At 45.7% G+C, this 13,770-nt stretch carries 10 protein-coding genes; 7 read left to right on the forward strand and 3 right to left on the reverse strand.

The features are described from left to right. Positions 1 to 115 precede the first annotated feature (115 nt). Positions 116 to 2,038: a methyl-accepting chemotaxis protein gene (locus AB4114_RS07970; RefSeq protein ID WP_441987978.1), complete on the reverse strand. Its 1,923-nt coding sequence runs from the start codon at positions 2,036 to 2,038 to the stop codon at positions 116 to 118. Between the two features lie 254 nt (positions 2,039 to 2,292). On the opposite strand from AB4114_RS07970, the gene AB4114_RS07975 reads away from it, so the two are divergent. The 5 genes from AB4114_RS07975 to phoU all read left to right on the forward strand — a co-directional run bounded on the left by AB4114_RS07975 (position 2,293) and on the right by phoU (position 6,627). Next, positions 2,293 to 3,210, forward strand: coding sequence for a phosphate ABC transporter substrate-binding protein (locus AB4114_RS07975; RefSeq protein ID WP_441987979.1), 918 nt, complete (start codon positions 2,293 to 2,295; stop codon positions 3,208 to 3,210). A 170-nt stretch (positions 3,211 to 3,380) separates the two neighbouring features. Then, on the forward strand, positions 3,381 to 4,319 hold the full coding sequence (gene pstC / locus AB4114_RS07980; protein WP_441987980.1) for a phosphate ABC transporter permease subunit PstC: 939 nt from the start codon (positions 3,381 to 3,383) through the stop codon (positions 4,317 to 4,319). After that, positions 4,316 to 5,173 carry a phosphate ABC transporter permease PstA gene (gene pstA, locus AB4114_RS07985; protein ID WP_171633932.1) on the forward strand — a complete coding sequence of 286 codons (858 nt, stop codon included), beginning with the start codon at positions 4,316 to 4,318 and terminating at the stop codon, positions 5,171 to 5,173. The genes pstC and pstA overlap by 4 nt, the downstream gene beginning before the upstream one ends. A gap of 3 nt (positions 5,174 to 5,176) precedes the next feature. Then, positions 5,177 to 5,944, forward strand: coding sequence for a phosphate ABC transporter ATP-binding protein PstB (gene pstB / locus AB4114_RS07990; RefSeq protein WP_441987981.1), 768 nt, complete (start codon positions 5,177 to 5,179; stop codon positions 5,942 to 5,944). Positions 5,945 to 5,967: 23 nt separating this feature from the next. Further along, positions 5,968 to 6,627, forward strand: a complete 660-nt coding sequence (gene phoU / locus AB4114_RS07995; protein WP_441987982.1) for a phosphate signaling complex protein PhoU — start codon at positions 5,968 to 5,970, stop codon at positions 6,625 to 6,627. 63 nt (positions 6,628 to 6,690) lie between these two features. Here the strand turns inward: phoU and AB4114_RS08000 are convergent, their stop codons facing one another. Continuing rightward, on the reverse strand, positions 6,691 to 8,262 hold the full coding sequence (locus AB4114_RS08000) for a response regulator (protein WP_441987983.1): 1,572 nt from the start codon (positions 8,260 to 8,262) through the stop codon (positions 6,691 to 6,693). Between the two features lie 187 nt (positions 8,263 to 8,449). On the opposite strand from AB4114_RS08000, the gene AB4114_RS08005 reads away from it, so the two are divergent. Further along, positions 8,450 to 10,192: a GGDEF domain-containing protein gene (locus AB4114_RS08005; RefSeq protein ID WP_441987984.1), complete on the forward strand. Its 1,743-nt coding sequence runs from the start codon at positions 8,450 to 8,452 to the stop codon at positions 10,190 to 10,192. 18 nt (positions 10,193 to 10,210) lie between these two features. Here the strand turns inward: AB4114_RS08005 and AB4114_RS08010 are convergent, their stop codons facing one another. Beyond that, complete coding sequence (locus tag AB4114_RS08010; RefSeq protein WP_441987985.1) at positions 10,211 to 10,960, reverse strand: HAD family hydrolase; 750 nt, start codon at positions 10,958 to 10,960, stop codon at positions 10,211 to 10,213. Between the two features lie 141 nt (positions 10,961 to 11,101). On the opposite strand from AB4114_RS08010, the gene polA reads away from it, so the two are divergent. Next, entirely contained in the window at positions 11,102 to 13,765 is a 2,664-nt protein-coding gene (polA, locus tag AB4114_RS08015; protein ID WP_441987986.1) for a DNA polymerase I, read from the forward strand. The last annotated feature ends 5 nt before the right edge of the window (positions 13,766 to 13,770 follow it).

Below are 13,770 nucleotides of genomic sequence, written 5' to 3' on the forward strand. Positions count from 1 at the left end.
GGCGCTTAGCTCTTTTGCTTGTGTGCAAGCCCGAGTTAGTCGGAGAAACCGACTAACTCGGGTCAAGAAGAGGGCAGCTGTTCTACCGTTGAAACAGCTTCTTCTTATATAATCCTTACTTGACCCCGACTAATTCTTTCTTTTCTTGTCGTAACTCCTCGTCCTTGTGTGCCTTCTGTTGCTGGATGTCACGACGCTGTTCAAATACGGTCTCTGCATTCAATTCCTGTTCAATCGCTCCGATTTGTTCCACAATTTGTTCCACGATGAGCTCTCCACCCGCACGGATTTCTATTGGCTCGTCCACACTAAGAACCTCTGCAATTTGAAACTTGCTAATTTCTGCAAAAAGTTGCTCAGCCAGCTCAAGAATATCATCTGACTCTTCGGCAATACGGCGGATCGATGCGTCCTGTTGAATACTGGTCGAGTTCACCTCTTCAACACCTGCAGCTGTTTCTTGCGCAATAGCGGCAACGAATTGGACGGAATCGACAAGGTGATCGTTTTTCGATTGGGCTTGTTCGATTTTCTGGTGAATCTGCACAATCTGCTCACGGATGACTAACGTCGATTGCTCAATTCTACTGAAGGAGCCGAAGGTTTCCTCCACATGGTTACTTTGCGTTAGCGCAGATTCACGCGCATCGCCAAGTGAAAGCTGCAGCTCCTGAATCTGTCCCTGCAGCGTCCCGATGATACCGCTGATCGTCCTCGACGATCCGTTCGTTTGCAGGGACAGCTCGCGCACTTCGTCCGCGATCACCGAGAAGCCGCGGCCGTGCGCACCAGCTCTTGCCGCTTCGATCGCGGCATTCAACGCTAGGACATTCGTCTGCGTTGAAATTTCCATGATCGAGCGCACGATGGCGCCGATCTGCTTCGAGCTTGCGCTCAGCGTCTGCATCGCTGCATCAACCTTTTGCAGCAGGAGCTGCGACTGCGCAGTCGATGCTTTGAGCGCTTGCACGTACGCAGTACCTTGCTGCGTATTGGCAGCAGCCTCGTCGCTGCTGCGTTTCATTTCATTGGTATACGCGCTGATACCGCGGATCTCATCCTCTAGCTCAGCAATGAGCAGCGAGCTGCTCTCTGTTTTCATCGCTTGTTCATCTGCACCTGTTGATATCTCGTGGATCGCTTTGAGGATATCTGAGTTAGCCGATGCCGTTAGCTGTGAGAAGCGATGGAATTCATGCGAATGGGCAGATAAGGAAGAAGCGATGCCCTTGGTTGCGCCAAGCATGAGCCTAACCTGTTTAATCATTTGGTCGAAGTTATTACTTAATTGTCCAAGCTCGTCTTTGGCAGAGGAATTAATGGTGTGGGTTAAATCTCCGGAAGCAATGCGAGCGACGGCTTTTTGCAGAACGGAAATCGGACGTGTGAATGATGTAATAATGAGAAAAGCGATGACCAAGGTTAGGAAAAAGACGAAAGCAGAAGCCACAATCATGATCGTACGGCTGTCATTAAGTGCTTTGGAGGAGTCAGCAATTGCAGCTGCGGCGCCGTCCGCGTAGGTTACATAAAACTTATCAACCAATCCAAAGATGTTATCCTTCAACTCTTGTGATTCACTATATAAGTACAAAAGATTAATCTGAAGATCGGATGGCTTGATGCTGGTATCCTGAACCATTTTAGCTGCTGAATCGAAATTGTTTATGTAATCAACCGAGGCTTGGATTAACTGGCTTCGCCATTTTTGCTGATCTGGGGTGCTGGCGGTATCCCCTATCTTCTGAATGAAATCATTGTAAGGCTTTCGTTTACTGTTGTATTTCTCGATAAATTCAGGTTTCTTCGAAATTTCAAGACCGGATGCGATGATGTTCATCTCCTGAACCAAATTTTTCAGCTCAAGCGCCATCACTTTCAGATCTACTTTATCATTCTGATCGGTCATATGATGCTTAATTTGTGTCACCTGATTCAGATTGAACAGGGCCACGGCCAAGAAAATGAGCAATACGCCGCTGAAGCTTGCGATTAATTTTGCACGCATAGAAAAGTTGGACAATGACATAATACGCATATGTATACCTCCTATAAATAGACAAGCTTAGACATTTTTCCGCCTAACTACTTATTAATATAGGGGGTTTCTATTAACTTAAGCGTCGAACTATGTAAATGATTTGTAAATTAAAAGTTTTACATTACGTTTACGTTTCGTGGGTTTGTATTTAACATTCGCTTGTTACCATATGGAAGTAAGGTCGTTCGACACACAAGCAGATGGGGATCGAACAATCGAGAAACATAAAATCAAAGGAGGACATGCTTACTATGTTTAAGTTCATGTCGAAAAAAGGAATTACATTCACACTTTCAGCGGTACTAATGATGGGGTCCTTAGTTGGATGCGGCGCTAAAACAGAAACTAAAGATGCTGCTTCCGCAACACCTGCTGCAACTGCAGCTGCTTCAGTAAAGCCAAGTGAAACGCCAAAAACAGAATTGAGCGGAACGGTTACAGCTTCCGGGTCCAGCGCACTTCTTCCATTAGTTAAGCAAGCAGCAACAGAATTTATGGAAAAGAACCCGAAGGTAACTGTTAACGTTACTGCTGGTGGTTCAGGTACAGGAATTAAAAACGTAGCAGACGGAACTTCAGACATTGGTAACTCCGACGTAGAACCTGCTGCTGAATATAAAGATAAAGGCCTTGTTGATCACCAAGTTGCTATCGCACCTTTTGCTTTGATCGTGAACAAAGATGTAAAAGTGGATAACGTAACGAAACAACAAGCAGCAGACATCTACACAGGTAAAATCACGAACTGGAAAGAAGTAGGCGGCAATGACGCGAAAATCGTTCTTGTTCACCGTCCGGATAGTTCAGGTTCCCGTACACTAGTTAAACAAATTATTTTGGATGGCAAAGAGTTCACGAAAGACGGAATCACACAAGAAAACAGCGGTGCGATGAAAACTGCAGTTGTAGGCCAATCCGGTTCCATCGGTTACGTAGATACACCTTATATTGATGACACTGTAAAAGCTTTGAAAATTGATGGCGTAGCTTTCTCTGAAGAGAATATCAAAAATGGTACGTACAAATTGTTCGGTGTAGAACACATGTATACAAAAGGTGAAGCGACTGGCGCTGCTAAAGCTTTCATCGACTACATCTCCAGTAAGGATTTCCAAGGCAAACAAGTACGTGAGTTGAAATTCTTACCAGCTGATTTGTTGAAAAAATAATAATCAAATAGAACATACTAAGAGCGCTCGCATACTATGGAGCGCTCTTTTGTTTTGTTCAAAAGAGAAAAACTTTTACATTCCCTTAACAATTCATTTACGATCCAATGACATTCATATTCTATGATAATACTAAGTCTTGTGTACTGAATAGAAAGGGGAATCACGCAGTGAATTCCATAGTAGATCAACTAACGAGCGCCAAATCGGACGAGAAGAATCGTCCAATCATCACCAAATGGACCCAAGGACAGCATAGACAAGATAAAATAATGAGATGGATATTTGTTGGCAGTGCTGCATTAGTTTCTGCCATTATTTTCTCTATCATTGTTTTCGTGGGTATGCAAGGCATCAAGACCTTTCAAGGTGTTAGTCCTCTCGAGTTTTTCTTTTCAACAGATTGGACACCTGGTCAAAATAAATTCGGAGCGTTTCCTTTTCTATACAGCACGCTGCTCATGACACTTGTGGCTGTCGTTATCTCGGTTCCGCTAGCCTTATCAGGTGCCTTGTTTATGGCGAAAATTGCACCTAAATGGATGCGTGAGATCATGCGTCCTGCGACAGATTTATTTGTTGGAATTCCATCTGTTGTATATGGATTGATCGGGATGACGGTCATTGTACCTGCGCTTGGTAAATTTACAGGCGGGGTGGGCTACGGAATTTTACCAGCGGCTATCATCTTAGCGATTATGATCCTTCCTACTATTCTGTCTATTTCCGAAGATGCGATTCGTTCACTTCCTGGTCGATTGGAAGAGGCTTCGCTTGCACTGGGAGCAACAAGATGGCAGACCATGTGGCGTGTACTCTTGCCAGCGGCGAGACCTGGTATTCTGACAGCCATTATCCTTGGAATGGGCCGCGCGATTGGCGAAACGATGGCGGTATTCATGGTTATTGGGAACTCGCCTCAAATGCCGAAATCGCTTCTTGACTCCACCACAGTGTTAACAACAGCGATCGTGAAAGATATGGGGAATACGAATTACGGGTCAACTTGGAACAATGCACTCTATTTGATGGCGCTGCTTCTACTTGTTATCTCCTTATCTCTCATTCTCATCATTCGAATTGTAGCTAAGAGGAGTGAACTCAAATGACAAGTAAAACAACGGATCGCATCGCGACCATATACTTCTGGGCATCAGGTATTATTATTATCGGGATTCTCGCATGGTTTCTCGTTCGCATACTAGGGGATGGCATACCTCACCTATCTTGGCATTTCATCTTTGGTAAGCCGGAAGAAATCAAAGCTGGCGGCGGGGTTGGACCACAGCTGTTCAACTCATTCTATGTCCTGTTCTTATCTCTCGTGATTTCGATTCCGATCGGTTTATTTTCAGGCATCTACTTAGCTATTTATGCACAAAAGAACTGGTTCACTGACCTTGTAAGAATATCGGTTGAGGCACTTTCTTCTGTACCATCTATCGTTTTTGGTCTATTCGGATTTTTATTGTTCGCTAATTTGCTAGGGCTTAAATTTTCAATCATTGGTGGCGCGGCCACCGTGGCACTCTTGAATCTACCCGTCATGGTGCGGGTTACGGAGGAAGCTATTCGCACTGTGCCTGACTCCTATTGGGAAGCCAGCTTAGCGCTGGGTTCGACGAAATGGCAAGCGATCCGTAAGGTGCTCATTCCTGCCGCTTTACCTAACTTAATCACAGGAATCACCCTAATTGCTGGCCGTGCACTTGGTGAATCAGCGATTCTTATTTACACAGCCGGGCTATCTGTTTCACGCTTTTTCCCTGATTTCAATCCGCTCAAAATGGGAGAGACGCTCTCCGTTCATCTTTGGTACATTGGTGCAGAATCACTTGTTCCAGATGCGAAAGAAATCGCTAAAGGTAGTGCTGCGCTACTACTCATCGTTGTCTTAATCTTTAATCTGCTAGTTTCGATACCAAGTCGAATCTTACAAAAAAGACTTTCCGGGGGGAAATAACATATGGCTATCGCGACGAAGTATAAAATTAAAGCAGAGAAATTAAATTTATTTTATGGAGATAATCAGGCGCTTCACGACGTAGATTTAAGTATTGAAACAGGAACCATTGCCGCGTTGATCGGACCATCAGGTTGTGGGAAATCCACGTTCCTTCGTACATTGAATCGAATGAATGATCTCATTGACAATGTGCGGATCACAGGAAATGTAGCCGTGGACGGACACAATATTTATGGTTCGGATTCCGATGTCGTTTCGCTGCGCAAACGTGTGGGTATGGTATTTCAACGTCCCAATCCATTCCCAATGAGTATCTATGATAACATCGCTTATGGACCACGAATTCACGGGATCAAGAAGAAATCAGTTTTAGATGAAATAGTAGAACGCAGTCTCAAACAAGCTGCGCTTTGGGACGAAGTCAAGGACCGACTGAATAAGTCTGCAATGGGTTTATCCGGTGGACAACAGCAACGTTTATGTATCGCACGACTACTCGCCGTAGAGCCAGATGTATTGCTAATGGATGAGCCAACATCGGCGTTGGATCCTATTTCAACATTGAAGGTAGAAGAACTAACACAAACGTTAAAAGAGAAATATACGATCATTATCGTGACCCACAACATGCAGCAGGCAGCGAGAATTTCAGATAAAACCTCTTTCTTCCTGAACGGTTATTTAGTTGAAACCGACCAAACCGATAAGATCTTCACGAATCCGAATGATCAACGTACAGAAGATTACATTACCGGACGTTTCGGTTAAAACACATAAAGGGAGAGATACACATGGATGCAAGACCTGGGTTTCATCAGTCGTTGGCACTACTGCAGAAGGAATTACAGCAAATGGGAGAAAGTGTCGAGGATTTAATTTACAAGTCCGTAGAGTCGCTTGCCAAGCTGGATGAGAAAGCCGCACAGCAAGTCATCCAGAAGGACGATATCATTGATGATTATTTAATGACCATTGATGAACTATGTTTACGATTAATTGCTCTTCAACAACCCATGGCTAGTGATCTGCGAATTATTGGAACGGCGTTGAAGATTGCGACAGACTTGGAACGTATTGCCGATCATGCTGTCGATATCGCGAAGATCACGATTCGATTTGCAGGTGAAGAATTGGTGAAGCCGCTAGAAGTCATTCCGCAAATGGCTGAAATCGCTATCGAAATGTTGCACGAGAGCCTTCTATCCTATACGGAACGCGATGTACATAGGGCGGCATCGCTGGCTGAGAAAGATGACCGTGTAGATAAGCTATACAGTACGGTGATGCAGGAACTTATGGGGATGATGGGAACCGATTATCACCGGAACCGTCAATTGACCCATCTGTTGTTTGTTGCTCACTTCTTGGAGCGTGTGGCTGATCATACCACGAATATCGGTGAAGGTGTCATCTACATGGTTACGGGGAAACGGAAAGATCTGAACGTGTAAGCGATATAGAGAAGGGCCATCTCCAAAAGTAGATCAAATCTACTTCTGGAGATGGCCCTTTTCTCATTTAGAATGAAGCGGAAAGCGGATGATGAAGGTTGTCCCATTCGAACTGGTACTCACTTCAATCGTAGCGTGATGCCTGGCAGCAATACTATAGCAAATGGCTAAACCGAGTCCAGTGCCTTCATCCTTCGTTGTGAAGAAGGGTCGGCCTAGCTTCTCGAGATGCTCGGCTTTAATGCCACTGCCCTGGTCAGCAATTAAGAGGACAACGTGTTCAGGCTCCTGGTAGGTTTCGATCGATAGCGTTCCGCCTATGCTCATAGCTTCAAGACCATTCATACACATATTCAGAATAAGCTGTCGCATTTCTTTGTCGTCAAGTTGTATCTCCGGACAATAACCGAATTGACCATTAACATGCTTGCCTGACATGACGGCTTCTGCTTGAATCAGAGGCAGCAAGCTCTCAATGATCCGATTGATACTCTCAGGACGTTGATAGGATTGCTTGTTTTTGGCGAGAGAAAGATACTCCGTAATAATATCGTTGGCCCTATCCAACTCTTCCAACATGATGGGGATATATTCTTTTTGCATATGGCGATCATTTTCTTGAAATAGTTGAAGGAAGCCACGGATCGTCGTCATCGGATTCCGTATCTCATGCGCGATACCTGCGGCCATTTCGCCGACTAGGTTTAATTGAGCAAGACGTGCCATTTCAGTTTCAAATCGAAGACTTTCCGTAATATCAACTGCGACATGCAGCATGCATTTTTCATCCTCGATATCAATGATCTCTGTGGATAAGAGCGCAGTCCGAATGTCCCCAGTTTTGGTCACATAACGAACTTTCTCATTACGGACAATATCGCCATATTTAGCAATATTATTAAGATCATCACGCAATAGATTCAAGGATGTGCCAATAACCTCGTCTCCATAGCCTGTATGCTGCTTCCAACTTTCGTTAACATCCAGATAGGTAAGATCAGGAAGTCGGCGGATGGCCATTAAGGAAGGTGAGAGGATGAACATTTTTTTGAAATGCTCTTGGGAGTTCATTAGCTTCTCATGAGCATCGACCAGCTCAGACGTACGTTCTTCAACCCAATTCTCGAGAAGTAAGTTTTGCTCTATTAATTTCTCCTCAGCCTCTGCAAGCTTGCGATTCGTTTCTTCTAGATCCAATGTGCGTTTATGTAAAAGCTCACTTTGAGCCTTCAGCTTCTGATGGTTCAGATGCATGTTAACGAAGCCATCCACCTTCATGCGCAGCATTTTGGGATGTACCGGTTTAAATAAATAATCAATGGAACCCACATGATAGCCACGTAATACATGCTCAATCGAGGTGCTTAAAGCTGTTAGGAAAATAATCGGGATATCTTGACAGGCTTTCCGTTGCTTTATTAATTCTACGGTTTCAAAACCGCTAAGACCTGGCATCTGCACATCCATCAAAATAACTGCAATATGGTCTGCAGGTTCTTTTAATAAATAGCGAAGTGCTTCTTCCCCAGATTGCAATGAAATCACGTCATAAGAAGAAGAGGCCAGAATGCTATTCAGAGCCAGCAAGTTTTCATAGCGATCATCTACCGCCAAGATTTTTACTTGTTGTTCCATCGGTCGTCCTTTCCGCACAAGATCTGCTATACGCACCTACAATCCATATCACACCTTTTCGCGGAAAAAGTGTAATTCCCTCTTTTTTTCTTAAAGTCTTTACATACATTTTACATATGGTTAATCTTACCTATCATTTGGTTTGATAGACTTGGGATACATGCAGAAATAGATGGGGATGATGCACATGCTTACTCAGTCAGAAGTCGCGATAGAGTTTCATAAATTAATAGAAGAACAGCGTATTTCTTCCGTCTATCAACCCATTGTATCCTTGCAAGATGGGCAAGTGATGGGGTATGAAGCTTTAACTCGCGGTCCGGTGGACGGCCCTTTTCATTCACCACTCGCGATGTTTCAGTATGCGGAGCAGCAAGGCGAGCTATATCGTCTAGAGAGGCTAGCACGTGAGAAGGCGATACAAGGATCCATTTTGGAACATGGCCAGCAATTGTTATTTATTAATATCTCGTCACACGTTTTAGAGGACCCTGGCTTTATTCCAGGTAAGACGCTTGAGATTCTGCAGCAGTATGGACTTCGTCCGAGCAATGTCGTGTTCGAAATTACGGAAAGAAGCTCGATTGAGGACTTTACTTTGGCTAAGAAAATTCTAGCCCATTATCGGACACAGGGGTATCGCATTGCGATTGATGACGCGGGGGCAGGGTATTCTTCACTCCAAGCGATTGCCGAGCTTCAGCCTGATTTTATTAAAATCGATCGTTCACTGATAGAAAATATTCATTTGAATAAAGTGAAAGCCTATATTCTCGAAACCTTCGTTACATTTGCTCAGAAAATGAACATTTCGTTGATCGCTGAGGGCATTGAACAGGTAAAGGAACTAGCCAAATTAACTCAAATGGGTGTGCATTATGCGCAAGGTTTTTTACTCGGGAGACCTTCTACATCCATTGCGACTGTTCAAGACACACATAAAATGACCATCTGGCAGCATCGCAACGTACAAGGAGGCACTATGACTTGGCATATTGGCGAGCTGAAAACACCTGTTGGTGTATTCCAAACGAAAGCGCAAATTTCTGAAATCGCGGAGTTTTTCAAAAAGAATCAAGAGGCTGTCGGGGTTGTTATTGTTCATGATGATGAGCCGCGCGGACTTATGATGCGAGATCGCTTATTCCAACATTTGGCTGGCCAATATGCCTACTCACTGTACTGGAATCGTACGATTGATAGCGTGATGGATGCTTCACCTTTGATCGTAGACGAGTTAACCCCTGTGGAGCAAGTGTCCCAGTTGGCAACTTCACGGGCGATTCATCATTTATACGATCTTGTCATCATTACAAGCCAGGGGAAAATGGCGGGATCAGCGTCGATACGAACAATTTTAGAGAGTATTACGAATGTGAAAATGGAATCAGCACGCGTTGCGAATCCACTAACAGGTCTTCCTGGGAATTTGCAAATTAATCGAGAATTGAACAAACGAATTACGGCGAGAGTGCCTTTTCACGTGATCTATGCTGATTTGGATTATTTTAAATGGTACAATGATCGTTTTGGTTTTCAAAAAGGGGATCAATTAATTCAATATATGGCGGACTTAATGCAGCAAGCTATCGCTTTCTATGGAACACCAAACGATTTTGTCGGTCATGTCGGCGGTGATGATTTTATTGCAATTTCAAGCTCATTATCACCGAAACTCTTGTGTCAGGAAATCATCAATCGGTTCGAAACCGGCGTCCGGATGTTCTACGAAGGTGAAGATTGGGAGTATGTGGTGGATCGGGGGGGCCAACAAGTGAAAAGCGAAGGGGTCACGGTGTCCTTATCCTTAGTCATCTGCAGCTGTGAATCCCCTATTTCACTAGACTATATTTCTCAAACAGCGGCTCAGCTCAAAAAGAAAGCGAAGGCGCATCAAGGCAGTATTTATTGTTTTCAAACGATTGGCTAACGAATGCTGGAAGGTGTTTCAGAACGTATAGATTAATTGTTTAAATGAACGAACGATGATAACTTTCTGCTTCCCAATCCTCCGCTCAGAGATTTTCTTAATATTGGCTGGGTGAATCCAGACTGCATCCATCCCGGTAGAAGCCGCACCTACCACATCGTTACGCCATGAATTTCCCACCATCACACTCTGGCCGGAAGCCGTGTTCATCGATTTCAGGGCTTGCTCAAAAATCGCGGGATGTGGCTTTCGTGGTCCATCATTCTCCGTTGTAAATAAACGTTCTTGGTCGAACCATGAGGTCAGCTTCATTTTCTCCAAATTACGTTGTAGTCGATTTCGATTTCCATTGCTGATAATCGCCAGTTTATACTGACGTGCCAGCACCTCTAGTGTGTCTTCTACCCCTGGGAATAAAGCAACGAAATGGTCTTCTTTCTCTTCGATTTGATTGAAAAAGGATCGCGTAAACGCTGTACTCACTTGCATCGGTAAAGGATGGAGTGCTTTGATCAGACAAATATGTCGCAACTCATCTGGCGAGATAGGGCTTCGGATAGGCGATTTGCGATGGCGGCTCCACTCGGACTTATAGCTAAGCAGTGCCTCTTGCGCGGTCAGTTTCGAATCCTCTGTTTCCCACCGTGCGGTGAAATCCTGCATAACTTCAAGAAAAGCGGAGTCGAAGCATTGCCTGCGATCAAGGATCGTGTTATTCATATCAAAAAATATAACCTTTTTACGTGTGGGTGAGAAAAAAGGACTCATACGGAGAACCTCCTTCTGAAGACCTGACCGTCCTACCTTGTAAAATTTCGGCTCCTTACATGTTTATGTAGGGAACCGTTTTTTTATTTTAATTTCGTATGCTATGATGAAGGAAGTATGTTTAAAATTGGGGTGGAACTTATGGATAAGCTTATAATAATTGATGGGAACTCAATCGCGTTTCGTGCTTTCTATGCGTTACCTTTGCTGAGCAATTCAAGCGGTTTACATACCAATGCGGTTTATGGCTTTACGACCATGCTGCTGAAATTGATTGAAGAAGAAAAGCCAACCCATTTTCTTGTTGCATTTGATGCGGGGAAAATTACGTTCCGACATAAAGAATATACCGAGTATAAAGGTGGTCGTGCGAAAACGCCGACAGAGCTTTCTGAACAATTTCCTTTAATTAAAGAACTGCTGAAGGCTTTCAAAATCCCGCAATTCGAGCTGTCTGGCTATGAAGCAGATGATATTATCGGAACGTTGACGAAAGAAGCGGATGCGAGAGGGGAGAAAGTTCTCCTCGTATCTGGTGATAAAGATATGCTCCAACTTGCCTCGGAGCAAGTGACGGTTGCGATTACCCGCAAGGGTATCAGCGAGATGGATCGCTTCGATCCTGAAGCCATTAAAGAGAAATACGGGCTGACGCCGAATCAAATCATTGATTTGAAAGGTCTTATGGGCGATACGTCCGATAATATTCCGGGTATTCCCGGCGTAGGTGAGAAGACAGCGCTTAAAATGCTGCATGACTTTGGCACGGTCGAAGAAGTGTTGGCGAACACAGCAAGTCTGAAAGGTAAAATGAAAGAGAAAGTGGAAGAGCATGCCAAGAGTGCACTCATGAGCAAAGAGCTGGCCACAATTTTCCGTGAAGTTCCGATGGAAACAGCTTGGGATTCGTTCCGTTATGATGGCTTCGATGGACAAGCGTTGTCGAGTATGTTTCGCAAGCTGGAGTTCAAGTCGCTGCTGGAGAAGATGGATTTCGGTTCTGTCAGTGTAGAAGCTGAAGATCTCGTCGTCGAGAGTCTGGAAGCCGTTGCGGTTACAGAAGCTAATATGGGTGAGCTTGTTGCCAAGTTGGATGACCATGCCGCTATCCATGTGGAAGCAGTTGGTGAGAATCCACATCAGGCTGTGATGGTCGGGGTTGTATGGTTTATCGATGATGGTGCTGACAACACTTCGTATTATGTGCCGTTTGCCCTTCTGCAAAGTGATGCAGGTAAGCCGCTGCGCGATTGGCTCAGCGACGCTTCCAAGAAGAAGCAGCTTTTCGACCTGCACCGCGCACAGCTGGCGCTGGCCTGGCAGGGCATCCACCTGGCAGGGGTGGATTTCGACGTGCTGCTGGCCGCTTACCTCCTCGATCCGACGGAGTCGAATCTCAGCTTGAGCGGCCTGTCGGTGAAGTACGGTCTGCCATCTGTGAAGGCAGACGAGGATGTGTTCGGCAAGGGCGCGAAGTTTCGCCTGCCGGAACTCGCTGCGCTTAGCGACCACGTGGGTCGCAAAGCGATGGCGATGGCGCGCATGGTTCCCGTGCTGCGCGATGAATTAGAGAAGAGTGAGATGCATCAACTCTTCTACGAGCTTGAGCTGCCTCTCTCCGGCGTTCTAGCGGAGATGGAGATGCGCGGCATCGCCGTGGATGCCGAGGGGCTCAAATCGCTCGGTGTGGAGCTTGGCAAGCAGCTGGACACGATCATGTCCAGCATCTACAAGCTCGCCGGCGTCGAGTTCAACATCAACTCACCGAAGCAGCTCGGTGAGATTCTGTTCGAGAAGCTGGGGCTGCCAGCTTCGAAGAAGACCAAGACCGGCTACTCGACGGATGCCGAGGTGCTGGAACGTCTTGCGCCCTACAACGAAGTTGTCGGGCAGATCTTGCACTACCGCTCGCTAGCGAAGCTGCAGTCGACGTACGTCGAAGGGCTGCTCAAAGAGGTGCGGCCAGAGACCGGTAAGGTGCACACCTATTACCGGCAGACGATTGCCGCGACGGGACGTCTCAGCAGCCAGTTCCCGAACCTCCAGAACATTCCGATTCGTCTGGAGGAGGGCCGTAAGATCCGCAAAGTCTTCGTTCCATCCGAGCCTGGATGGTACATTCTCGCTGCGGATTACTCCCAGATCGAGCTGCGCGTGCTAGCGCACATCTCGCAGGATGAGAAGCTGAAGGAAGCGTTCCTTCAGAATATGGACATTCACACGAAGACAGCGATGGACGTCTTCGGCGTGGAAGAAAGCGCCGTCGACAGCAATATGCGCCGTCAAGCGAAAGCCGTTAACTTCGGTATCGTATACGGCATCAGCGACTACGGCCTGTCTCAGAACTTAGATATTACCCGTCGGGAAGCCGCTCAGTTCATTGAACAATATTTCGCGGTGTTCCAAGGGGTTCGCCGATATATGGATGAAATCGTCAAGGATGCTCGTCGTGACGGCTACGTAACTACGTTGCTTCAGCGTCGACGCTTATTGCCTGAAATTACGCATTCGAACTTCAATATACGTTCATTCGCAGAGCGTACTGCCATGAACACGCCGATCCAAGGGACAGCGGCAGACATCATCAAGCTTGCCATGGTTCAAATGGCTGATCGCTTGATGAAAGAAGGGCTGAAGAGCCGCATGCTGCTTCAAGTACACGATGAGCTTGTCTTCGAAGTGCCAGCCGATGAGCTGGAAACGATGAAGGGGCTTGTGCCTGAAGTCATGGCAGCTGCACTGAAGCTGGACGTTCCTTTACGTGCAGATGTTGATTTCGGTTTAACTTGGTATGATGCGAAGTAACAAGG

This window comes from Paenibacillus sp. 2RAB27 (genome assembly GCF_052115445.1).
In the GTDB taxonomy this organism is placed as follows: domain Bacteria; phylum Bacillota; class Bacilli; order Paenibacillales; family NBRC-103111; genus Paenibacillus_E.

What these genes read in the sequence shown, in the direction of transcription:
- AB4114_RS08010 (WP_441987985.1), bottom strand. Translation starts at nt 10,960, where the DNA reads ATGAGTCCTTTTTTCTCACCCACACGTAAAAAGGTTATATTTTTTGAT.
- AB4114_RS07975 (WP_441987979.1), top strand. Translation starts at nt 2,293, where the DNA reads ATGTTTAAGTTCATGTCGAAAAAAGGAATTACATTCACACTTTCAGCG.
- polA (WP_441987986.1), top strand. Translation starts at nt 11,102, where the DNA reads ATGGATAAGCTTATAATAATTGATGGGAACTCAATCGCGTTTCGTGCT.
- phoU (WP_441987982.1), top strand. Translation starts at nt 5,968, where the DNA reads ATGGATGCAAGACCTGGGTTTCATCAGTCGTTGGCACTACTGCAGAAG.
- pstA (WP_171633932.1), top strand. Translation starts at nt 4,316, where the DNA reads ATGACAAGTAAAACAACGGATCGCATCGCGACCATATACTTCTGGGCA.
- AB4114_RS08000 (WP_441987983.1), bottom strand. Translation starts at nt 8,262, where the DNA reads ATGGAACAACAAGTAAAAATCTTGGCGGTAGATGATCGCTATGAAAAC.
- pstB (WP_441987981.1), top strand. Translation starts at nt 5,177, where the DNA reads ATGGCTATCGCGACGAAGTATAAAATTAAAGCAGAGAAATTAAATTTA.
- AB4114_RS07970 (WP_441987978.1), bottom strand. Translation starts at nt 2,038, where the DNA reads ATGCGTATTATGTCATTGTCCAACTTTTCTATGCGTGCAAAATTAATC.
- AB4114_RS08005 (WP_441987984.1), top strand. Translation starts at nt 8,450, where the DNA reads ATGCTTACTCAGTCAGAAGTCGCGATAGAGTTTCATAAATTAATAGAA.